Genomic DNA, 21,308 nt, shown 5'->3' with positions numbered 1-21,308 from the left:
GTAGGATGAAGGTATTACAACAGCCGTTCGTTTTTTATACACAGATGTAAAGTTAATTTAATCTGTTTACAAAGTTTAATATTAGTGTGCTTGTTGAAAGAAAAATGAAAGGGTACTATGGGTACGCGCTAACGCAGTAAATTAAAATAAGAACACTATTTATGGAACAGCAAATCCAACAACTAAAACAATTTTTAACGCGGTTACCGCATGCTAAGTTAAGTGCGTTAGTAACACTGTTAGTTGTTGTTTATATTGCATTTATATTATCAAAACTTGTTTGGATTTTGTGGCCGAAACCACCCGTATCTCTACTTACTCCTACTCATTATGCTAATCAGTCATCTGGTGCGAGTAATAACTCAGCACAGCATATTGTTGAGCAATTCTTATTTGGTAAAAAAAATGTAACAAACAACAATAATACTGCAAAGCAATCGCAGGTTATAAATAATGCGCCAGAAACGCGCTTAAGTATAAACTTAACCGGTATTGTAGCGGTTAATAACGATGATAAAGCAGGCATAGCAATTATTGAGTCACAAGGTAAGCAAGTAAGCTATCTAGTTGAAGAAGTAGTATCGGGTACGCGAGCTAAAGTAGCACAGATACTGCCTGATCGTGTTATTTTGGGTGTTAATGGAAGCTTTGAAACATTAATGCTTGATGGACTCGATTTTAGTAAAAAAGTATCTATGCCCGTACTTGCTGCTCGCGATGATGTTGAAATGGGCCCACAACTAATTGAACAAAGTGAGATGCAAATAGATGCAACCGCCGATCCTGACGTGAAAGAAGCAATTATAGAAACACGTGAAGAGCTGCTAGAAGAACCGGGTAAATTATTTGACTATATACGTGTTTCACAAGCCATGAATGACGGTGAGCTAATTGGGTATCGCTTAAGTCCAGGTAAAGAGCCTGAACTGTTTAAGCAAATGGGATTAAAAAATAACGATTTGGCTGTTTCTATAAATGGCTATCAATTAACAGATTTAAAACAGGCTATGTCAGCTATCAACGAGCTGCGTAATAGTACAGATGCCAATATCACTATAGAACGTGATGGTGAACAAATTGATGTGCAATTTAGTCTGCAATAATTTAGCTTTGGAGTTTTAATACAATGGTTCAGGTGCTACACCTCAAAAAAATTAAAAAAGGGTTAGCTAAGTACGCGGCACTTTTTTTGGCGGCAAGTATTTCTTTGTCTGTTTCTGCTGTTGAATATGCTGCTAACTTTAAAGGCACTGATATCAACGAGTTTATTAATATTGTTGGTAAAAACCTTAATAAAACGGTGATTATTGACCCTAACGTGCGCGGCAAAGTAAATGTTCGCAGTTATGAGTTAATGGACGAAGCGCTTTATTATCAGTTCTTCTTAAATGTATTAGAAGTTTATGGCTACTCAGCTGTTGAAATGGATAATGGCATAATTAAAGTTGAGAAAAGCTCAGACGCCAAAAAATCAAATGTACCTCTTATTACCGACGGTAATGAAGCTAGCGGCGACATGATGATTACACGTGTTGTGCGCGTTAAAAATGTAAGTGTACAAGAGCTTGGCCCTTTAGTTCGTCAGTTTAGCGACCAAAAAGATGGCGGCCATGTTGCTAACTTTAACGCGGCTAATGTAATGATGCTAACGGGTCATGCTGCATCAGTTAATCGCTTAGTTGAAATTATTCGCTCTGTTGATCAGGCGGGTGACAAGCGTGTAGACATCGTTAAGCTAAAATATGCAACAGCGGATGATGTTGTCTCTGTGGTAGACAATATTTATAAAGACAGCGGCAAAGGCAGCGTACCTGAGTTTTTAATCCCTAAAGTAGTCGCTGATGGCCGAACTAATAGCGTTATTGTAAGTGGTGAAGGCCAAGCACGTACACGTGCCATAGAGCTTATTAAGCGCTTAGATGGCGAATTAGAAAGCCAAGGTAATACCAAGGTGTTTTACCTAAATTATGCTAAAGCTGAAGATTTAGTAAAAGTACTGCAAGGCGTTAGTAAGTCACTGGTTGAAGATGCGCAAGGCGGCACAACTAAAACCCGTAGCAAAAGTAACAACGAAAGCAGTATAGAAGCTCACCCAGATTCAAACTCACTTATTATTACTGCGCAGCCGGATACAATGCGCTCACTGGAGTCAGTCATTGAGCGTCTTGATATTCGCCGTGCACAAGTATTGGTTGAAGCCATTATTATTGAAGTAATGGAAGGTGACGGGGTTAACTTAGGCCTGCAGTGGATTTCTGAGCAAGGCGGTATGCTGCAGTTTAATAATGGTACTACGGTGCCCGTTGGTTCATTAGCTGTTGCCGCTGAGCAAGCACAAGATGTAACGGTTACTAAAAACATAATAGGAACTGAGTCAGGTACGGTAACGCCGTATACGGAAACAACAGAAGGTGACTATGGTCCATTAGCCTCTTTACTTAGTGGCATTAATGGTTTAGCGCTGGGCGTTGTTAAAAATGACTGGGGTGCAATTATTCAAGCAGTTGCTACCGACACAAATTCAAATATTTTGGCTACACCGTCTATTACTACAATGGATAACGAAGAAGCATCTATTTTAGTAGGTCAAGAAGTGCCTATTATTACAGGCTCACAAACGGGTAGTAACAATGCTAACCCATTCCAAACAGTTGAGCGTCAAGAAGTTGGTATTAAACTAGTTGTTACACCACAGATTAATGATGGCTCTGCAGTACAGCTTACAATTGAGCAAGAAGTATCGAGCGTAAGTGGTGCCACTGCGGTTGATATTTCAGTAAATAAACGTTCAATTAAAACAACGGTAATGGCCGATGATGGCGGTATGGTTGTACTTGGCGGCTTAATTGATGAAGACGTACAAGAAAGTGTTTCTAAGGTGCCGTTATTAGGCGATATCCCTATTTTAGGTCACTTGTTTAGATCAACAAATACAACGCGCCGTAAGCGTAATCTTATTGTGTTTATTCGCCCAACCATTATTCGTGATGGTGTAAGCATGAATAAGTTAAGCTTCAACAAATATAACTTTATTCGTGGTGAGCAGTTTAAGCAAAAAGAAGATGGTATTGAATTAATGCCAATGACTGATACGCCTATTTTACCTGAGTGGAATGACGAATTAGTACTTCCTCCTACATATGAAGATTCTTTACGTAAACAAAATGCAAAAGAGCGTGAAGATGACTAATGCGATTCAAGAGATAAACCAAGATGTGGTTCATCCTCAAACGCATAATCAGGATGAGCTACTAACCAGTGATGTGTTAGTTGAGTTACCAGCAAAACGGTTACCGTTTTCGTATGCAAGGCGCGCTGGCGTGCTACTTGGTAAAAACAAAGATAACCGCATAGTTTACTACCGTGGTGAGCTAAATGCAGAAGTGCTATTAGAAGTACGTCGTATCGCTGGCCATGGTTTTACACTTGAGCAGTTAGGTGATGATAAATTTGAGCTATTGCTTGAAGCGTCATACCAGCGTGATAGCTCTGAAACACAGCAAATGATGGAAGACATTGGTAACGAGGTCGATTTATTCTCACTTGCTGATGAACTCCCACAAACTGAAGATTTACTAGCTGGTGACGATGACGCTCCAATCATCAAGCTTATTAATGCCATGCTTAGCGAAGCTATTAAAGAAGGGGCTTCTGATATTCATATCGAAACCTTCGAGCAAGAACTTGTTATTCGCTTTAGGGTCGATGGCGTGCTTAAAGAAGTACTTAAGCCTAATCGTAAACTTGCATCGTTACTTGTGTCTCGTATTAAAGTAATGGCTAAGCTTGATATAGCCGAAAAACGCATTCCACAAGATGGTCGTATTAGTTTACGTATTGCCGGACGAGCAGTTGATGTGCGTGTATCTACAATGCCATCGAGCTTTGGTGAGCGTGTGGTACTGCGTTTACTTGATAAAAACAACGCGCGTTTAAACCTTGAAGATTTAGGTATGACCGCAGAAAATCGTGCATTGTTTTCAGATCTAATTAGTAAACCTCACGGCATTATTTTGGTAACAGGGCCAACAGGTTCTGGTAAAAGTACCACTTTGTATGCAGGTATGAGCCAAATTAACTCACGCGATCGTAACATTCTTACCGTTGAAGATCCTATTGAGTATGAAATTCCAGGCATAGGCCAAACACAAGTTAATGCAAAAGTTGATATGACATTTGCACGCGGTTTACGTGCAATATTACGTCAAGATCCTGATGTAGTAATGGTGGGTGAAATACGCGACCTTGAAACTGCGCAAATTGGTGTTCAAGCGTCACTTACCGGTCACCTTGTTATGTCTACTCTGCATACTAATACTGCATCGGGTGCCATTACACGTATGGAAGATATGGGTGTTGAACCTTTCTTGCTTTCATCGTCGTTACTCGGTGTGTTATCGCAGCGTTTAGTTCGTACATTATGTAATACCTGTAAAGAAGGTCACACAGCTGATGAGCATGAATGCCAGCTGTTAGGCACTCCTTTTGAAAGCCAACCTACAATCTACCGAGCAGTAGGGTGTGAAGAGTGTAACTTTAATGGTTACCGTGGTCGTACGGGTATTCACGAGTTACTTGTAGTTGATGAAACAATACGAGAAATGATTCACAACGGTAAAGGTGAGCAAAGCGTAGAAAAATACATTCGTAAGCGCAGCCCAAGTATTCGCCAAGATGGGTGTAGCCGCGTACTTGCCGGTAAAACAACACTTGAAGAAGTATTGCGTGTTACCCGTGAGGAAGGCTAACTATGGCGGCCTTTGAATATCGTGCCCTAGATGGCCGAGGTAAAGAAAAAAAAGGCATTTTAGAGGCTGATACAGCTAAACAAATTCGCCAAACTTTACGTGACCAAAAACTAACGCCGCTTGAAGTTATCCCTGCGGCGCAAAGTGATAAACACGTTAAAGGCGAAAAAGCACCTTTGCTAGGTAGCTTTTTTAAGCCAACAATTTCAACCTCAGATTTAGCACTAATTACAAGGCAATTAGCGACACTTATTCAATCGGCACTTCCTGTTGAAGGAGCCGTTATGGCGGTTGCTGAGCAATGCGAAAAGCCGCGTTTAAAGCGAATGCTTATGTCGGTACGCTCAAAAGTAGTTGAAGGTTACACACTTGCTGATGGCCTTAGTGAGTTTCCTCATGTATTTGACGATTTATATCGTGCAATGGTTGCCGCAGGCGAAAAGTCCGGTCACCTTGACCAAGTACTTAATCGCTTGGCCGACTACACAGAGCAGCGCCAACATATGCGTAGCCAAATAACGCAAGCAATGGTTTATCCTATTATTTTAGTGGTGTTTGCAATTGGTATTGTGTCGGTCTTACTGGGTACTGTAGTACCAAAAATATTAAAAACATTTGAAAAAACTAAACAAGTACTTCCTTGGACAACCGAATGGGTAATGGCTGGCAGCCATTTTGTACAAAATTACTGGTTTATTAGTTTAATAGCCATCACAGCCATCGCTATTGGTATTAAGCATGCACTTAAACAGCCAAAAATACGTTTTTGGTGGGATGACCGAGTGCTGCATATGCCGGGCATAGGTAAAGTAGCTCGTGGTATCAACACCGCACGTTTTGCGCGTACTTTAAGTATTTTATCATCAAGCTCTGTACCATTACTTGAAGGAATGCGTATATCGGGCGACGTACTCATTAACGAAAAAATTAAAAAAGCGGTTGCTGATGCATCCGATAGAGTGAGTGAGGGGGCAAGCTTAAGAGCTGCGCTTCAGCAAACTAAGTTGTTTCCACCAATGATGCTGCATATGATAGCAAGTGGTGAAAAATCAGGTGAACTAGAGCAAATGCTAGAGCGTGCTGCAAATAACCAAGATCGCGAATTTGAGAGCATGGTTAATGTATCGCTTAAACTACTAGAGCCTGCGATGATCGCCTCAATGGCGGTTATTGTATTATTTATAGTAATGGCAATATTACAGCCAATAATGGCGATGAATAAAGCTGTTGGACTTTAAGTTAAAATAATTTTTAAATATATTAATGGTTTTACCTAAACCATTTTTACTTAGTGTTTTTAGAATAATGAGGTAATTACGTGAATAAACAATCAGGTTTTTCTTTACTAGAAGTGATGGTGGTACTGGTTATCATCGGGATGATTATGTCAATTGTGGCACCTAATATTATGGGTCAGCAAGAAGAGGCTGCTATTGATAAAGCGCATCTAGATATTCAGCAGTTAGAAGATGCAATGAGCTTATACAAGCTTAAAAATAAGAGTTACCCAAGCACAGAGCAAGGTCTTGAAGCGCTTGTTACTCAAACAAGTATTGAACCGGTTCCAAAGCGTTTCCCTGATGGTGGTTTTATTAATGAACTACCAGAGGATCCATGGGGCAATCGATATCAACTAATCAGCCCAGGTGAAATTGGCAAGTTTGATATTTTTTCTATGGGCCCAGATGGTGAAGTAAGTACTGATGATGATATCGGTAACTGGGACGAAGAAAAACAATAATGCTTAAGTACACTGCTTTGTATGAACATGTTAATGCTAGAGGCTTGCTATGAAAGCAAGCCTTAAGCAGCGCTATGCAAAAAGCAGCGGCTTTAGTTTAATAGAAATTTTAGTGGTATTAGTGATCATCGCTTTTGCCACCAAAATGGTGGTATACAGCTTAGAAGGCGGTGCTGAGGATGAGTTAGATACCCAAGCACTCAGGATGCATACCACCATTAATATGGCATCGGAATTTGCTATTTTAAACCAAGTTGAATTGGGCTTATTAGTTGAAGACAACACGCTAGAGTATTTAGTTTTCGATAGTGAAAAGTGGATTACCTTTGACCGTGAAGATCTTTTCAAACCAATCGAGTTAGATGAAAGATTAAAGCTCACTCTTAATTTAGAAGATTTAGCGTGGGCGCAGGATAACCTCTTAGAGCAATCTAACTGGCGTGAGCTTATGAGTGGTGGCGATGAAGACAGCTTACTTGAGCTTAAAAAACTGAAAATCCCACAAGTACTTATTTTGTCATCAGGTGAGGTGAGTGCGTTTCAACTTATATTGGAGTTAAAAGATCAAAGCGAGCCTGTGTATTACATTGAAGGTGAATTTACAGCCCCCATTAACTTTCGCCGAGAGCCAGAATAATGAAGCGCACTAAAGGGTTTACCTTATTAGAAGTGCTTGTCGCATTAAGTATTTGCGCCATGGCGGGTATAGCGGCAATGCAAGCAACAAGCGAGCATATACATCACTTAACCACTATTGAAGAGCAAACCTATGCGTCGTGGGTCGCCGAAAACGTTATTATTGAACAACGTACTAAAGGTGAGCAGTGGCAAGGTAAAAATAACCTTAAAGGCAGTGAAGTAATGGGCGGTGTTGAATGGTTTTGGCAGCAAGAAGTAACAGCCACTGCTGACAAAAGCTTTGTTAAGTTAACCATAAATGTTTTTACGGATGAAAAGTATGAGCATTCGGCATATGAATTATCAACGTATTTAAATAAAGGCAAAAAGTAAGTGAAGCAGCGCGGGTTTACATTACTTGAAGTTATGGTTGCACTGGGTATTTTAGCTTTTGTTATTATTGCTACTCATCAAATACTCGAGACGACAACAAGAGCTAAAGATGCTTCGGACGAAAAAATAGCTGAGTTAAACGGGTTGCAAACTACCTTTAGGTTAATGGATCAAGATTTTAGCCAAATGACCAAACGAGCTGTTCGTAATGAGTCTGGCGATGTTCAAGAACAATACTTACTCGCGGGTCGTTACGTTTTAGAAAGCCAATACGATGGTATCGCGTTTGTACGAGATGGTTGGATAAATCCAATAAACTTATTACCACGCTCTGAGCTACAAGCTGTTGGTTATAGAGTGATAGACGATAACCTTGAACGTGTTTACAGAGTATATGTTGATCAGCTTGATAATATGGAACCACGCGTGCAGCGCGTACTGGAGAATATTGAAGAACTTAAGTTTGAGTTTTTAGATGATAAAAACGAATGGCAAGAACAATGGGAAATTAAAGCGCTTCCTAAAGCAGTTGCTGTTACGTTACAACAAATAAAAGCAGAACCGATTCGTCGAGTATTTTTAGTACCAGGGCAGGGCAAAGTTGTTGCTCCACCAAGCACAACACAAGATACGAGTGTGAATAATGGTTAAGCAACAATCATCGCGCGGCGCAGCACTTGTTATTGTTTTATTTATTGTGGCGTTGGCTGCTATTTTGGCGGTAGAGATGAGCGCTAATTTAATGGTGCAAGTGCAAAAAAGTACTAATTTACAAGGCCATCAACAAGCTAAGTGGTATGCCTACGGTGCAGAAGAACTTGCTATTAAAGGGCTTATACAAAGTAAAAAAGATGATGCAGATAAGACAACGCTCGACCAAATATGGGCAACCCAAGGTGATGCTTCATATCCTGTTGATAATGGTACATTGAGTGGCAAAATTACTGACTTACAAGCATGTTTAAATTTAAATGCTTTAGCCATAGCGCCAGATACAAACAGCGCGAGTAAAACAAACCCTGCGCATAAAGCACTATTTGCATTACTTGAAAATATTGATGACTTACCTGCTGATGAATCAGAAGAGACAATGGCAGATAGTGTATTCGATTGGCTTGACGAGGACAGCATAACGTATCGCTCAGGTGCAGAGGAAGGCGAGTATTTATCACGAGATTTTCCGTACATGACAGCCAATAGTTTATTTGCATCAACATCGGAGCTACGTTTAGTTAAGGGCTTTAACCCATTAGTGATGGAAAAAGTACTGCCATATGTATGTGTAATACCCGGCAGTACGCTTTTATCTATAAATGTAAATACATTAGTACCAGAGCAAGCACTTATACTCAGTGCCTTAATAGAAAGTTTGAGCTTATCTGGTGCAGAAGCGGTGATAGGTGCCAGGCCGCAAACTGGCTTTGACACCATTGATGAATTTTTTGAACAGGTTAAGCAGCAAGGCGGCACTAATACTGACGCAGTAAAAAGTTTATTTAGTATTAAAAGCGAATATTTTAAATTACAAACGCAGGCAAATTTTGTCGACCTGCGTTTTTCGATGACCACATTACTGCACGCTAAAGACGGCGACGTAACGATACTGGCGCGAAAATTTGGAGGCGTACAGTGACAGAAATACTGTTGATCCGCACGGGTCAAACCGAGCAAGAATTGCTTAATTGGTTAATTTACTCACCACAAGAACAAGAAATAATAGCCAGTGGCGAGTTACCAAATGCAGAGCATTTAAGTGAGTTAAGCGAAAAAGCACTTACCCGAGAAGTGGTCGTGTTATTACCCAGTGATCAAGTGCAATTAAAAACGGTTGCTTTGCCAACAAAATGGAATCGCAAGCTCGAGCAAGCACTGCCATACATGCTCGAAGAAGATATAGCATGTGACGTAGATGAACTGTTTATAGCAGTAGCGCAGCCGACAATGCTTGGAGAGCAACATGCAATACGTGTAGCTATGACTGACCGTGAATGGTTTGAACAATGGCTCGCATTATTTACTGAGCATAATTTATCAGTATACAGAATATTACCCGATGCTTTGTTGCTACCAATAGCAGAGGAGGGCGCAGTAACTGCTATTGAGCTCAATAACCAATGGTTATTTAAACAAGGAGAATGGCATATTGGTGCGGTTGAATTTAGTTGGTTAAATGGTTACTTAACAGCAATGGGTAATCCTGATATTAAACATTTTAGCCCTGCTAATCAGTTTCCTGAGAGCGTTAACTTACAAGCGCAAACGAGTGAGTACGACCTTCCTTTAGCATTATTTGCAAAGCAGCTAGATAGCGTTAAGTTCAACCTACGCCAAGGTATGTATCAGCTTAAAAAACAAAGCGCTTTATGGTGGGGTTACTGGAAAGGCGCCGCAATTATAGCAAGTGTTGCATTGGCCGCTACTATTACAATAAAAGCGATTGAGTTAAACCAACTTAATACACAAGTAGAAGTAGCTAAAGCTCAAGTAGTCGACAGATATCAAAAAGCATTTCCGGGAACTAAAGTTCGCCCTAATCTGATTAAAAGCCAAATTAAAGGCGCGTTAGATAAAATACAAGGCTCAAGTGAGTCGGGCTTTTTAGACTTAACGACTAATTTAGTTGATGTGTTTTCGCAAGTGAGCGAATTTACACCTGAAACTCTTCGTTATGACAAGCGTCGCAATGAGTTACGTATTCGTGCGCGCGCTAAAGACTTCCAAACCTTTGGTAAAGTAAAAATTATACTTGAAAAACAAGGTTTAACGGTTGAGCAAGGTTCTTTAAATAACGACGGTGATTATGTCGTTGGCGAAATTAAACTGCGAGGTGCAGTATGAAAAAGCAGTTAATGCAACAATGGCGTTCGCTTAAAGAGCAAGAACAACAATTGGTAATGGTTGCTGGTGGTGTGTTTATTATTTTTATTTTAGTAATGGGGATATTTAGACCATTAAATAATGCGATAGAAAAAGCACAGCAATCTCAAATAAAACAACAAGAGCTATTAGCTTGGGTTGACGAAAGTATTGTAAAACTAAAAGCCGCAGGCAACACGAGTGTGGCGAGTAATACAAACTTAAGCCAAGTTGTTAATTCTACACGTGGTCGCTATCAAATAAATATTAGTAAAATGCAGCCTAGTACGGGTTCACTTCGTTTAACGCTCGACTCTGTAGAGTTCAATCAATTAATAGAGTGGCTAGATGAGCTAGTAAATCAGCATGGTTTAAAAATCGAAAACTTAGATTTAAGCCGCGATGATAAATCAGGCTATGTGCGTGTAAGCCGTTTAGTATTAGAGAATTAATTAATGAAAAAAATAATAACGTTATCGGCTGTCTTTTTAATTAGTTTTATTGTGTTTTGTATTATTAAATTACCAGCAAGTATTGCGCTTGATGTAGCAAAGCCATACTTACCAAAGCAGCTAGAAGTTGGCCAAACTGTAGGTACTGTTTGGCAAGGTCAAATGATGCAAGTTCGCTTTGATGGCGAGCAGTTAAATAATGTGCGCTGGGATATTGCCGGGTGGAAATTGTTTACAGGCAATTTAAATGCGAATATAAAGTTTGGTAATGCACGAGAGCGCACTGATATTTCGGGATACGCAGATGTAAGCTATGGGCTTTTTAATAAAAAAGTTAAAGTAACTGACGCCTTAGTACGTTCAACAGTAGAGCGTGCAATGCAACGCGTACAACTACCCCTACCTGTAACCGCAAAGGGGCGCGTAATTTTAGAGCTTAATGAATACAGCTCAGGCGCACCTTATTGTGATTCATTAAAAGGTGAAATAGCGAGCCCTAATATTGACGTACAAGGCTTAAATGGGTGGTTTAATATTGGTCCTCTGGCTGGCAAGTTAAGCTGTAAGTCGGGCGACGTGGCAATATTAATTGACCCAGATAATACGCTTGGCCTTGAAGCAGATGCTACACTTAAAGCTAATTTCGACTTTAGTGTGGCAGGGTATGTAAAACCAGATGCGAGCTTACCTAAAGATGTACATGATGCGGTTAAATTTTTAGGCCGACCAGATAGCCAAGGTCGTTATCCGCTCAACTTTTAATGTTTGAATATAAAGAGTTTTAATGCAAATACCCCAATTTACTGAGCTGCAAGCAAAGCAGCTCAGCACATTTTTAAATACCCAATCTAAAGCAATGACCCTTGAGCAAAGCCAAGGCTATTTATTTGGCGTTATTTGTTCGCCCACCCCATTAGATGTGCACGAGTGGCTTGAGCAAATATTACCAAGCACAGCCAATGATTTAGATGAAGAAATGCTTTTTTTGTTTATGGCGCTATACCATAAAATTAGTGAGCAAGTATTTGAAACAGGATACAAACTACCCGTTGAGTTTACTATTGAGTTTTGTAAACCATGGAGCGAAGGCTTTTTAGTGGCTACTAAAGCATATGCAGAGCCACTTTTAAATGCATCTGAGTTAGATGCTGAATTTAAAGAAGCATTAGAGAGTGCATTAAGTACACTGAGCTTTTTTGCTCTTGATCAGCAAGCAATTACTCAGATTGCTCAGCAAAATAGTATGACTAAAGAAGCCTTATGCCAGTATCAATATGAATCGATGGGTGACTTTGCACTAGGCTTTGCGGAGCTTATAGAAGTTGTTGCCATTAACAGTGGTTTAATAACTGATGACAGCTGGGACGAATAGTTTTAGCTTAAGCGCTTAGATAATCTAAGCGCTTAGTTCTAATACAATATCAGTACAGCCTTGCTTGCACTTTACCATACCTTTACCAGGCTCGCTGGTGGCTAAATCAAGTGTTAAAACCCCATTACACTTCTCACACTTTAACGTTTTTCCTTGCGCTAATTGCTTGAGCATATTGCGCTGCTTATGAAATGAGTCGCTTGCTTTTTTATTTAAATTCGAAAAATCCATTACTTAGCTCGCTTTTGCTCTAGTGCGTCAGTCACTATTTTACATACCGTATTTAAACGGTCGTCATAAAAATAAAGGTTTAAGTCACGCTCACGACAATAGCGTAGGTGAAATAACTGAACAGAGTCATCAGTTGTAAATGTTTTTTCTACGTACTCACCCTCAGATTCAGAAAGCTTTAACTGCGAGCTTATTCTATTTTTAGCCATATTGGCAGCTGGGCTTCTATTGACCTTACTTGCATCACTTAAAAAACCAATGCCTTCACCTAATAACTTTTCTCGAGGTTCTTTTATAAGCGGATGATCGATTGTAAAAAAGGCCAGGATCACAACTACCAAAATAATAAATTTTTTCATGGATACGTTAACCTTGATCTAAGTAGGGTTGAATTACCATGCAGTGTAATAAACTGCATTTTAAAAGCAAGTAACTGGGATGAATAAATTATTAGCAATCTATGCCAGTAATTTTAACCAACATTGTTATAATGGTTAACAGCAGTCAGATATTTCTGAAATATCTGAAAGTATTCGAGATGGCAATTTAGTAAAGTAAATATGCCTAGCAAGTAATTTGCTAACTTTAAGTATAGAGTACTTGAGTATTGCTGGGTTTTTATTTCCAAGCGGCGTTGAGGAACTTCGATGGACAAGCAAATTAAAGTAAAGAATATCCCTGTAGAGGTGAAAATCCAAAAACCGGATTTAAGCCGTCAAGATGATAGGTTCAACCCCCGAAATCGTATTTATGTGCGTGCTGTAAAAGGCCTGCATCAATTACTTAGGCAGCGCATTGGCTTTTTAGGCCTACTTGCGTTTATGTTACTACCTTGGATTAATTTTAACGGCCAGCAAGCTGTGCTGTTTGATCTAATTGGTCAAAAATACAATATTTTTGGTTTAACGCTATGGCCTCAAGATTTCACCATATTAGCGTTTATCTTTATGCTGGCAGCATTTGCACTATTTTTAGTGACCACCTTTTATGGGCGGGTGTGGTGTGGCTATACCTGCCCGCAAACTGTATGGACCTTTATTTTTATTTGGTTCGAAGAAAAGTTTGAAGGCACGGCTAATCAGCGTAAAAAGCTCGATCAGCGCCCTATGAACTTTGATAAGCTTTGGCGTAAAACAGCAAAGCATACTAGTTGGGTATTGTTTTCGTTATATACCGCTATTTCTTTTGTGGGTTACTTTACGCCTATAAGAGAATTACTTCCTGATTTTGTCACTTTTAATGTAGGTGGTTATGCTCTGGTAAGCATTATATTCTTTGCAGCATGTACCTATGGCAACGCAGGTTGGATGCGAGAAATTATGTGTTTACACATTTGCCCTTACTCACGTTTTCAATCAGCTATGTTTGATAAAGACACATACACAGTAACGTACGATGAAAGCCGTGGTGAAAGCCGTGGTCCACGCTCACGTAAAGTAGACCATGAAGATTTAGAACTGGGCGACTGTATCGACTGCAACCTGTGTGTTCAAGTGTGCCCAACCGGTATTGATATTAGAAACGGGCTACAAGCTGAGTGTATTAACTGTGGTGCATGTATTGATGCTTGTGATGGCGTAATGGACAAAATGGAATACCCGCGTGGGCTTATTTCATATACGACTGAACGAAATCTCGAAACGCCAGAAAATAAAACGAATCCACTACGAGCTAAAATCATCGGTTACACGGTCATACTTGTTGTGCTTACGGGTGCACTTGTCGCTAATATAGCACTGCGTAAAACAATGGACTTTGATATTATTCGTGATCGAAACCAATTATATCGTGTCGATTTTGATGGTTTGGTAGAGAACACGTATACGTTAAAGGTAATTAATAAAGCGCAGTACGAGCAAACCTTCAATATTAAAGTGCAAGGGTTAGATAACTTTAAATACATAGGGAAGCAATCATTTACAGTGCAAGCAGGGCAATCTCATAACGTGCCATTGTCACTTGTAATGGACCCTTATGATTTAAAAGCGCCAATGACAGAGTTTAACTTTGTGCTTTCGCCGGTTAGTGAGCCAGATGAAACAATATCGCAGCCAAGTAACTTTTTTAAAGCGCGGTAATAACAGTCTGCCTTTATGTTAGGCTGGTATAGCAATTAACAAAAGCGGGTATATAACCCGCTTTTATTTTATATAAGAAGAGTATGAGTAAATTTAGTTTTATTGATTTAACACCCGACCTAATACTCGATGCAATAGAAAGCGTAGGTGTGTACGCCGAGTCAGGTTTATTGGCGCTCAATAGCTATGAAAACAGAGTGTACCAATTTAAAGCCGATGATGGTCTGCGTTACGTAGTGAAGTTTTATCGACCAGAGCGTTGGAGTAGGGAGCAAATTCAAGAAGAACATGATTTTGCATTTGAACTAGCAGAAGCAGAAGTGCCTGTTGTAGCCCCTATTTTATATAATGGACAAAGCTTGTTTGAACACGAAGGTTATTTGTTTGTGTTGTTTCCAAGTGTAGGCGGGCGTTTATTTGAGGTTGATAATTTAGACCAGCTTGATGTAATGGGGCGTTTAATTGGCCGTATGCACCAAGTCGCTAAAACAAAACCTTTTACTTACAGACCAACAGTTACCTGCGATGAGTATTTGCATACAGCCAAAGTTCATCTACAAAAAAGTAACTTAGTGCCGATGGGAATAAATACTGCTTTTTATACTATTTTAGATTTAGTGATAGAGCAGGCGCAAAAACAGTATAAAGATGTGCAAAGTATTCGCTTACATGGTGACTGCCACGTTGGTAATATTTTGTGGGCAGGTGATGCGCTCATGTTTGTTGATTTAGATGACAGCCGCCAAGGTCCTGCAATCCAAGATTTATGGATGATGCTCAGTGGCGATAGAGCTACGCAACTGTTACAGTTAGACACCCTTGTGAATGCGTATGAAGAGTTTTGTGATTTTGATCACTCTCAACTCAAATTAATTGAACCGCTGCGAGCAATGCGTATTATTCATTATATGGGATGGGTAGCTAAACGATGGAGCGATCCTGCCTTTGTGCGGAATTTTACATGGTTTGCTGATGACAAATACTGGGAGCAACAAATTTTAGCACTGAAGGAGCAACTTGCAGCATTGCAAGAAGCACCGTTAAAGTTATTGCCGTAATATTTTATTTAAAGACAAGTACAACGAGATACCAATGCTTAAAAAATTAAAACTGAGTTTATTACTTTTATGTTTACCATTTGCAGCACTTGCTGCACAGTTTGAAGTTGATAATCAATACACTGTTATTGATGTAGAAAAAAGTGCATCACCGCAAGTAACTGAGTTTTTCTCATATTATTGCCCACATTGTTTTAAGTTTGAACCAGTAGCAAAAGCAATTGAACAAGCTCTGCCAGAAGGCGCTAAGTTTATTAAAAACCACGTTAACTTTTTAGGTGGTGTGTCGCCGCAAGCTCAAAGTAACTTAAGCTTTGCTTATTTAATTGCTAAACAGCATGGTCAGGCGCAGAGTATTAGCGATCAAATTTTTAAAAGTATCCATGTTCAACGTGCACCTTTAACTGAAATGAAAGACGTTAAAAAACTACTTGAAGTAAATGGTATTGATAGCGCGACGTTCGATCAAGACATGGCAAGCATGCCAGTAATTGCTGCTGAGCAAGCATTACAAGATAATCAAAACAAGTATTCAAAATTAGGTGCCTTAACGGGCGTTCCTACTTTTATTGTTAACGACAAATATAAAATAAACCTCAACACCATCAAAAATCAAAAAGAACTTGATGAGTTAGTAGCGTTTTTATTAGCACTATAAATTTCGGAGCATAATAATGATTAAATTAGTTAAAGCAGGTTTGCTTGCAGTACTACTTCCTATGGCGGCAACAAGCTTTGCAGCAACGTATGAAGAAGGTGTGCATTACGATGTGGTTTCTGAGCGCGCAACTAAAAAGCCAGAAATTAAAGAGTTTTTCTCATTTTACTGCCCAGCATGTAACAACATGGAAGCAGTAATTGGTGAGTTTAAGCCTAAGCTTGATAAAAACGTTAAATTTAAAAAGAGCCATGTTGATTTCGTAGGTGTACGTGACCCAGAAAACCAACAGATGATGAGCCAAGCACTTGCTACTGCAGAAGTACTTCCACAAAAAGATCAGATTATTTCTGCAATCTTTAACCACATTCATACCAAACGCGCTAAATTTAATGAGCTTGCAGATGTAAAAGATATATTTGTAGCACAGGGCGTTGATGGGGATAAGTTTGATAAACTTTTCAAAAGCTTCTCGGTACGTACGCTGAGCTCTAAAATGAAACGCGATCAAGACTACTTTAAAGAAAAAGGCGCACTACGTGGCGTACCTACATTTATTGTAAATGGTAAGTATAAATTAAACCTAGGTCGTGAGTCGGGTATTACTGAACCTGAAGATATTAGCAAACTGATTAATTACTTAGCTAACAAGTAAGTTTAGCTAAAACTAAAAAAGCTCCTCAGGGAGCTTTTTTGCTTTATAAGGATGTAGCTATGGAAAAAATATTAGTATCGAGTTGCTTGCTAGGGCATTCTGTTCGCTACGATGGTAGAGGACACGCAATTTTACATCCACAGCTTAATTTGTGGCAAAAGCAAAATAGATTAATTATATTTTGTCCTGAGGTTGCTGGTGGGCTTCCTACTCCTAGAGCTCCAGCTGAAATAATACAGGGGAGTGTAATTACTAATTTAGGAGAAGATGTAACAGAGCAGTTTCAAACTGGAGCTAATATAGCGCTAGAACTTTGTAAAAAGAATCAAGTTCGTTTTGCTCTCCTTAAAGAATCGAGCCCTTCTTGCGGACGAAATACAATATATGATGGAAAGCATCGCGGAGTAAAAATCGAAGGACTAGGCTTAACTACAGCATTATTAATAAAGAATGGAATTCAAGTATTTAGTGAAGAGCAAATACCAGCACTTATAAAAGTACTGGCACTTTAATTTTGGCTGGTTATTTACGCTGTAAGAAAACACCCGACTCAATGTGATGTGTATAAGGGAACTGATCAAATATAGCAAAGCGCTTAACGTTATGTGTCCGTGTTAAGTGATCAAGGTCGCGCTCTAGGGTTTCAGGGTTACACGATATATAAATTATGCTTTCGTAGTTAGCCACTAAGTCACACGTTAATTCATCCATGCCAGCGCGCGGCGGATCAACCAATATGGTTTGGCAGTCATAGCTTTTAAGGTCAATACCGTCTAAACGAGAAAAAGTACGCTCACCATTCATTGCTTGAGTAAACTCTTCACTCGACATACGAATAATATCTAGGTTCTCTACGTTGTTTTTAGCAATGTTGTATTGAGCTGAGTGAACAGATGACTTTGATATTTCAGTTGCTAACACTTTATTAAAAGAACCCGCTAACGCAATTGAAAAGTTACCGTTACCACAGTAAAGCTCTAATAAATCATTCTTAAGTGGCTTACATAAGTCTTGTGTCCACTCAAGCATATTAATATTTACTTTTGCATTAGGCTGAGTAAAGCTATTTTCTACTTGTTGGTAAATAAGCTCTTGGCCATTAACAGTTAAATGCTCAGTTACAAAGTCATCACCCAGCACTTCTTTTTGTTTGCGAGCACGGCCTATAAAGTCAATCTTGTATTTACTGCTTAGCTTTTCTTTAAGCGCTTTAATTTCACTTAGCCACTCTTCATCAAGTGGTTTGTGATAAAGCAAGCTTACTAAAATTTCACCGCTTAGCGTTGATAGGTAATCAATTTGAAATAACTTACGACGTAATATCTCGCAAGGCTTGAGGCTTTCAATCATCACCTGCATTATTTCACCTACTAGAGGCGCTGCAGGGTCAAATGTATCAACACGGATTTTTTCTTTTGTTTGTTGATCAAACATAATGTGAAACAGATCGTCACCGTCGTGCCATACTCTAAATTCAGCACGTTGGCGGTAGTTAGTTGGCTCTGAGCTAAATACTTCTAGTTGCTCCACACCAAAACGTTGAAACTGCGCACTAATACGCTGCTCTTTTTCACTTAACTGCGTTTGGTACTGTGTGGTATCTATTTTAATAACTGCCATTAACGCTACTACCTTCTCTAAGATCTGTTTATCGGCGCTATTGTAGGGAGCGCTGCGTATTTGTCTAGTTTTGGCTAGCATTTATGCTGTTTTATTGAACATTGTACTTTAGTTTTTGTTGTTATAGCCGATAATAAACTACGCACGCTTAGGAGACGAATCATGAAAATAGGTAATTATGGCTTTATGCCAAACAACAACATCAATAAATTCAATAATAAAGCTGATATACAGCAACCTACAATTACGTCTCCTCAAGATAGCTATCAACAACGAGGCCGAGAGTTGGCCGCAAAGGTGCTTGGCGATAAAATGGCTGAGCAACTTGGATTGCCCATAGCAGAAAAAAAAGCAGATAAACCACTCTTTGATTTTGATGAAATAGTAAAAAACGTACTCGATTTTGTAAGTAGTGCTGTTAACAAAGCAAAAGCTAACGGCGCTGATGACGAAAAGCTCAAAGATATGTTAGGCGACGCACGCAAAGGAGTCCAAATAGGGATTGACGACGCTGTTGATGAACTTAAAGGAACAGGTGTATTTAATGATGACATGGAAGAGGGGATTAATAAATCTAAAGGGGGCATTTACAATGGGCTCGATAAGTTTGAAGAGTCGTTATTTAACCCACAACCTGCCAGCGTAAATATAAGCCAGGCTCAATATGTCAGTATGACTAGCAATGCAGAGTATAAGTTTACCACCGCAGAAGGTGACGAGGTAAGTATTAGCTTTGCAGATGCATTCGAATCTCAATCGGCAAGCGGCTATCAGCAAAATAGTAATGGCGAGTCGTTCGCAAGCTCATCATCGCAATCTCGACAGGTATCATTTTCGATGTCGGTAAATGGTGACTTAAATGAGCAAGAGCAAGAAGCTATTAATGCGATGATGGAAGATTTACAAGATTTAAGTAAAACATTTTTTGGTGGTGATCTAGATAAAGCATTTGAACAAGCACAAGAGCTGAGTTTAGAGAGTGATCAGCTGGTGGCTTTTTCTATGGATTTACGCCAAACAAAAACAATAGCAACAGTTAAAAGCTATGAAGAATATAAACCAGCACCAGAAAAACAAGTCGCAGAGGGTTTAGCCCCTTTTAATGACGACCTTAAAAATGCTTTTGAAAAAGCAGGCGAACTTGGATTACAAAATCAACTAGCTGGAATTCTACAGTGGCTAAATCAAGATCAGGAACAAATAGATAAGTTAGTAGATTACACAAAGTCTATGTTCGAAAACCTTAATCAGTTAAATTCGGCAGCCGACGATCTTGCTAATTTAGAAACCACGGAAAGTTAAACTACTTTCTTTTATAAATACCTCATGGCAAACTGCCGTTCTTAAAGTAAAGTGGGAACGGTAGTTTGTCAGCGCATATAATGGTCTTTGATTCAGGTATTGGTGGAACTACTGTACTTGAGCATATAATGCAAAGTATCCCCAATGCTCAGTACAGCTATTTTATGGATAATGCTTTACTACCTTATGGTGCTCAATCCCAGCAAACAATCATTAACCGATTGTGCTCACTTATTCATTTCATCAAATCCAATACGCTTAACGTTGATTTAATTGTAATAGCGTGTAATACCGCTTCCACATCTGCACTTAGTGCAGTTCGCCAAGTGACAGATATTCCAATTGTAGGTGTTGTGCCAGCAATAAAGCCTGCCGCAGAGTTAACACGTTCAAATCATATTGGCTTATTAGCCACACCAGCAACGGTCGCCAGTTCATACACTAAAACGTTAATTGCTGAACATGCGTGTAATGTAGTTGTTAATCTATATAGCAGTGTGGAGTTAGTAGCCTTAGCTGAGCAATATTTTTTTACAGAGTCCTTGGATACAGACAAGTTGCACCAAGCACTAGATGGTCTGCATATAGATAAAACTATAGATGTACTTGTACTGGGGTGTACGCACTTTCCAATTCTAGCAGGGCCGATGAGTCAGTATTTTGAAGGGAATGTAAAATTACTTGATTCAGGTGTAGCGATAGCAAATAGGGTTAGTTACTTACTTAACGAACTTAACTTATGTGTGAATAAACTAACAGACATAAAAAAGCCGCTGCAATATTATGCAACGGCTGATGTGTTTAGCAATAAGCTAGCGGTAAAGCTAGTTACACTGACTGATCCGTCTCAGTACGTAGAGCATTAGAATCATCTTCTTGTTTTTGTTTTGCTTCACGTACCTTTAAAGTACGTTGTTGGAACTCGCTATCGTTTAAGTTAGCAATTGCATTGTCTGCATCAGCTTGCGCCATTTCAACAAAACCAAAGCCACGACGCTTGCCAGTATTCTTATCCTTTAATAAACGAACATTGAATACTTTGCCTTGTTCTTCAAATAATGCACGAACCACACCTTCGTTTGCACGATAAGGAAGGTTACCAACATAAAGCGTTTTTGTTTTAACTTCAGCTTCTTCAGTCACATCAGATGACATTGCAGCAATAGCAATCGCACCTATTAATAAACCAGCACCAAATAGTAACGCAGGGTTTAAAGCTAAGCCGCTTAAAGCAAACTCAACAACAACAAAACCAACTACAGCAAGAATAACAGAGAAGATAAAAGATTTTTGATCGGGTAATTTCATTTTAGATCTACCAATAAACAGGAAATAAACATTAATTTAACATTGTGAACTTGCTATCTTAACGTCTAAATCAAACATAGCAATGATATTTGTATTAAATAATAAATAAGAGCACAAAAAAGCATCACCTTAGGTGTGTTTTCATGTGGTTTTACGTTGTTTTGTTCTATTTTTGTTCGAACAGTAAAAAGATCTAAAAAAAGGGTTGATCTGTTTTT

General features: G+C 39.2%; 24 protein-coding genes. 20 read left to right on the top strand and 4 right to left on the bottom strand.

The annotated features are described in order from the left end of the window. Positions 1-161: 161 nt before the first annotated feature. From gspC to PX700_RS20450, 13 genes are all read left to right on the top strand, one after another. Positions 162-1,103 (top strand): type II secretion system protein GspC, encoded by a 942-nt coding sequence (gene gspC / locus PX700_RS20510; protein ID WP_479521764.1) that lies wholly within the window; start codon positions 162-164, stop codon positions 1,101-1,103. A 23-nt stretch (positions 1,104-1,126) separates the two neighbouring features. Further along, a complete protein-coding gene (gene gspD / locus PX700_RS20505) occupies positions 1,127-3,190 on the top strand; it encodes a type II secretion system secretin GspD (protein WP_479521763.1) in 2,064 nt (687 codons plus the stop codon). Continuing rightward, positions 3,183-4,748, top strand: a complete 1,566-nt coding sequence (gene gspE / locus PX700_RS20500) for a type II secretion system ATPase GspE (protein WP_479521762.1) — start codon at positions 3,183-3,185, stop codon at positions 4,746-4,748. Before gspD ends, gspE begins: the two co-directional genes overlap by 8 nt. A gap of 2 nt (positions 4,749-4,750) precedes the next feature. After that, entirely contained in the window at positions 4,751-5,986 is a 1,236-nt protein-coding gene (gene gspF / locus PX700_RS20495; RefSeq protein WP_479521761.1) for a type II secretion system inner membrane protein GspF, read from the top strand. Between the two features lie 80 nt (positions 5,987-6,066). Beyond that, positions 6,067-6,489 carry a type II secretion system major pseudopilin GspG gene (gspG, locus tag PX700_RS20490; protein WP_415638786.1) on the top strand — a complete coding sequence of 141 codons (423 nt, stop codon included), beginning with the start codon at positions 6,067-6,069 and terminating at the stop codon, positions 6,487-6,489. A gap of 49 nt (positions 6,490-6,538) precedes the next feature. After that, positions 6,539-7,126, top strand: a complete 588-nt coding sequence (locus PX700_RS20485; protein ID WP_479521760.1) for a prepilin-type N-terminal cleavage/methylation domain-containing protein — start codon at positions 6,539-6,541, stop codon at positions 7,124-7,126. Beyond that, complete coding sequence (gene gspI / locus PX700_RS20480) at positions 7,126-7,500, top strand: type II secretion system minor pseudopilin GspI (protein WP_002962039.1); 375 nt, start codon at positions 7,126-7,128, stop codon at positions 7,498-7,500. Before PX700_RS20485 ends, gspI begins: the two co-directional genes overlap by 1 nt. Further along, positions 7,501-8,151 carry a type II secretion system minor pseudopilin GspJ gene (gspJ, locus tag PX700_RS20475; RefSeq protein WP_197181528.1) on the top strand — a complete coding sequence of 217 codons (651 nt, stop codon included), beginning with the start codon at positions 7,501-7,503 and terminating at the stop codon, positions 8,149-8,151. Further along, positions 8,144-9,133 (top strand): type II secretion system minor pseudopilin GspK, encoded by a 990-nt coding sequence (gene gspK, locus PX700_RS20470; protein ID WP_479521759.1) that lies wholly within the window; start codon positions 8,144-8,146, stop codon positions 9,131-9,133. Before gspJ ends, gspK begins: the two co-directional genes overlap by 8 nt. Beyond that, positions 9,130-10,338: a type II secretion system protein GspL gene (gspL, locus tag PX700_RS20465; protein WP_415638782.1), complete on the top strand. Its 1,209-nt coding sequence runs from the start codon at positions 9,130-9,132 to the stop codon at positions 10,336-10,338. Before gspK ends, gspL begins: the two co-directional genes overlap by 4 nt. Continuing rightward, positions 10,335-10,808 carry a type II secretion system protein GspM gene (gene gspM / locus PX700_RS20460; RefSeq protein ID WP_166421595.1) on the top strand — a complete coding sequence of 158 codons (474 nt, stop codon included), beginning with the start codon at positions 10,335-10,337 and terminating at the stop codon, positions 10,806-10,808. Before gspL ends, gspM begins: the two co-directional genes overlap by 4 nt. Positions 10,809-10,811: 3 nt before the next feature. Then, positions 10,812-11,570: a type II secretion system protein N gene (locus tag PX700_RS20455; protein ID WP_415638781.1), complete on the top strand. Its 759-nt coding sequence runs from the start codon at positions 10,812-10,814 to the stop codon at positions 11,568-11,570. A gap of 22 nt (positions 11,571-11,592) precedes the next feature. Then, on the top strand, positions 11,593-12,180 hold the full coding sequence (locus PX700_RS20450) for a UPF0149 family protein (RefSeq protein ID WP_479521758.1): 588 nt from the start codon (positions 11,593-11,595) through the stop codon (positions 12,178-12,180). Positions 12,181-12,204: 24 nt separating this feature from the next. Here PX700_RS20450 and PX700_RS20445 read toward each other — a convergent pair whose 3' ends face one another. Together PX700_RS20445 and PX700_RS20440 are read right to left on the bottom strand one after the other, a co-directional pair. Further along, complete coding sequence (locus PX700_RS20445; protein WP_166421592.1) at positions 12,205-12,411, bottom strand: hypothetical protein; 207 nt, start codon at positions 12,409-12,411, stop codon at positions 12,205-12,207. Then, on the bottom strand, positions 12,411-12,770 hold the full coding sequence (locus tag PX700_RS20440; RefSeq protein ID WP_415638778.1) for a hypothetical protein: 360 nt from the start codon (positions 12,768-12,770) through the stop codon (positions 12,411-12,413). The genes PX700_RS20445 and PX700_RS20440 overlap by 1 nt, the downstream gene beginning before the upstream one ends. Before the next feature lie 288 nt (positions 12,771-13,058). Here PX700_RS20440 and ccoG point away from each other — a divergent pair, with 288 nt between their 5' ends. The 5 genes from ccoG to PX700_RS20415 all read left to right on the top strand — a co-directional run bounded on the left by ccoG (position 13,059) and on the right by PX700_RS20415 (position 17,372). Next, a complete protein-coding gene (ccoG, locus tag PX700_RS20435) occupies positions 13,059-14,489 on the top strand; it encodes a cytochrome c oxidase accessory protein CcoG (protein ID WP_415638777.1) in 1,431 nt (476 codons plus the stop codon). Between the two features lie 83 nt (positions 14,490-14,572). After that, positions 14,573-15,547 (top strand): serine/threonine protein kinase, encoded by a 975-nt coding sequence (locus tag PX700_RS20430; RefSeq protein WP_166421589.1) that lies wholly within the window; start codon positions 14,573-14,575, stop codon positions 15,545-15,547. 34 nt (positions 15,548-15,581) lie between these two features. Continuing rightward, entirely contained in the window at positions 15,582-16,205 is a 624-nt protein-coding gene (locus PX700_RS20425; protein WP_479521757.1) for a thiol:disulfide interchange protein DsbA/DsbL, read from the top strand. Positions 16,206-16,221: 16 nt separating this feature from the next. Next, positions 16,222-16,860 (top strand): thiol:disulfide interchange protein DsbA/DsbL, encoded by a 639-nt coding sequence (locus PX700_RS20420; protein ID WP_197240535.1) that lies wholly within the window; start codon positions 16,222-16,224, stop codon positions 16,858-16,860. A 59-nt stretch (positions 16,861-16,919) separates the two neighbouring features. Then, positions 16,920-17,372: a 2-thiouracil desulfurase family protein gene (locus PX700_RS20415; RefSeq protein WP_415638775.1), complete on the top strand. Its 453-nt coding sequence runs from the start codon at positions 16,920-16,922 to the stop codon at positions 17,370-17,372. A 10-nt stretch (positions 17,373-17,382) separates the two neighbouring features. Here the strand turns inward: PX700_RS20415 and trmA are convergent, their stop codons facing one another. Further along, a complete protein-coding gene (gene trmA / locus PX700_RS20410; protein WP_479521756.1) occupies positions 17,383-18,480 on the bottom strand; it encodes a tRNA (uridine(54)-C5)-methyltransferase TrmA in 1,098 nt (365 codons plus the stop codon). A gap of 162 nt (positions 18,481-18,642) precedes the next feature. Here trmA and PX700_RS20405 point away from each other — a divergent pair, with 162 nt between their 5' ends. Continuing rightward, on the top strand, positions 18,643-19,782 hold the full coding sequence (locus PX700_RS20405; protein ID WP_479521755.1) for a DUF5610 domain-containing protein: 1,140 nt from the start codon (positions 18,643-18,645) through the stop codon (positions 19,780-19,782). Positions 19,783-19,847: 65 nt separating this feature from the next. After that, on the top strand, positions 19,848-20,648 hold the full coding sequence (gene murI, locus PX700_RS20400; RefSeq protein ID WP_479521754.1) for a glutamate racemase: 801 nt from the start codon (positions 19,848-19,850) through the stop codon (positions 20,646-20,648). Here murI and PX700_RS20395 read toward each other — a convergent pair. Continuing rightward, positions 20,611-21,090, bottom strand: coding sequence for an RNA recognition motif domain-containing protein (locus PX700_RS20395; RefSeq protein WP_479521753.1), 480 nt, complete (start codon positions 21,088-21,090; stop codon positions 20,611-20,613). The genes murI and PX700_RS20395 overlap by 38 nt on opposite strands. Between the last annotated feature and the right edge of the window lie 218 nt (positions 21,091-21,308).

The sequence above is a fragment of the Pseudoalteromonas sp. TP27 genome (assembly GCF_056470645.1).
Note: the sequence above shows the minus strand (reverse complement) of the source record. Positions and strands in the feature narration are given on the sequence as shown.

Coding starts and splice junctions, on each gene's coding strand:
- gspK (WP_479521759.1), top strand. CDS start 8,144: ATGGTTAAGCAACAATCATCGCGCGGCGCAGCACTTGTTATTGTTTTA.
- PX700_RS20425 (WP_479521757.1), top strand. CDS start 15,582: ATGCTTAAAAAATTAAAACTGAGTTTATTACTTTTATGTTTACCATTT.
- PX700_RS20450 (WP_479521758.1), top strand. CDS start 11,593: ATGCAAATACCCCAATTTACTGAGCTGCAAGCAAAGCAGCTCAGCACA.
- gspF (WP_479521761.1), top strand. CDS start 4,751: ATGGCGGCCTTTGAATATCGTGCCCTAGATGGCCGAGGTAAAGAAAAA.
- gspE (WP_479521762.1), top strand. CDS start 3,183: ATGACTAATGCGATTCAAGAGATAAACCAAGATGTGGTTCATCCTCAA.
- ccoG (WP_415638777.1), top strand. CDS start 13,059: ATGGACAAGCAAATTAAAGTAAAGAATATCCCTGTAGAGGTGAAAATC.
- PX700_RS20395 (WP_479521753.1), bottom strand. CDS start 21,090: ATGAAATTACCCGATCAAAAATCTTTTATCTTCTCTGTTATTCTTGCT.
- PX700_RS20440 (WP_415638778.1), bottom strand. CDS start 12,770: ATGAAAAAATTTATTATTTTGGTAGTTGTGATCCTGGCCTTTTTTACA.
- trmA (WP_479521756.1), bottom strand. CDS start 18,480: ATGGCAGTTATTAAAATAGATACCACACAGTACCAAACGCAGTTAAGT.
- gspM (WP_166421595.1), top strand. CDS start 10,335: ATGAAAAAGCAGTTAATGCAACAATGGCGTTCGCTTAAAGAGCAAGAA.
- PX700_RS20415 (WP_415638775.1), top strand. CDS start 16,920: ATGGAAAAAATATTAGTATCGAGTTGCTTGCTAGGGCATTCTGTTCGC.
- PX700_RS20405 (WP_479521755.1), top strand. CDS start 18,643: ATGAAAATAGGTAATTATGGCTTTATGCCAAACAACAACATCAATAAA.
- PX700_RS20420 (WP_197240535.1), top strand. CDS start 16,222: ATGATTAAATTAGTTAAAGCAGGTTTGCTTGCAGTACTACTTCCTATG.
- PX700_RS20430 (WP_166421589.1), top strand. CDS start 14,573: ATGAGTAAATTTAGTTTTATTGATTTAACACCCGACCTAATACTCGAT.
- PX700_RS20455 (WP_415638781.1), top strand. CDS start 10,812: ATGAAAAAAATAATAACGTTATCGGCTGTCTTTTTAATTAGTTTTATT.
- PX700_RS20485 (WP_479521760.1), top strand. CDS start 6,539: ATGAAAGCAAGCCTTAAGCAGCGCTATGCAAAAAGCAGCGGCTTTAGT.
- gspD (WP_479521763.1), top strand. CDS start 1,127: ATGGTTCAGGTGCTACACCTCAAAAAAATTAAAAAAGGGTTAGCTAAG.
- gspC (WP_479521764.1), top strand. CDS start 162: ATGGAACAGCAAATCCAACAACTAAAACAATTTTTAACGCGGTTACCG.
- PX700_RS20445 (WP_166421592.1), bottom strand. CDS start 12,411: ATGGATTTTTCGAATTTAAATAAAAAAGCAAGCGACTCATTTCATAAG.
- gspI (WP_002962039.1), top strand. CDS start 7,126: ATGAAGCGCACTAAAGGGTTTACCTTATTAGAAGTGCTTGTCGCATTA.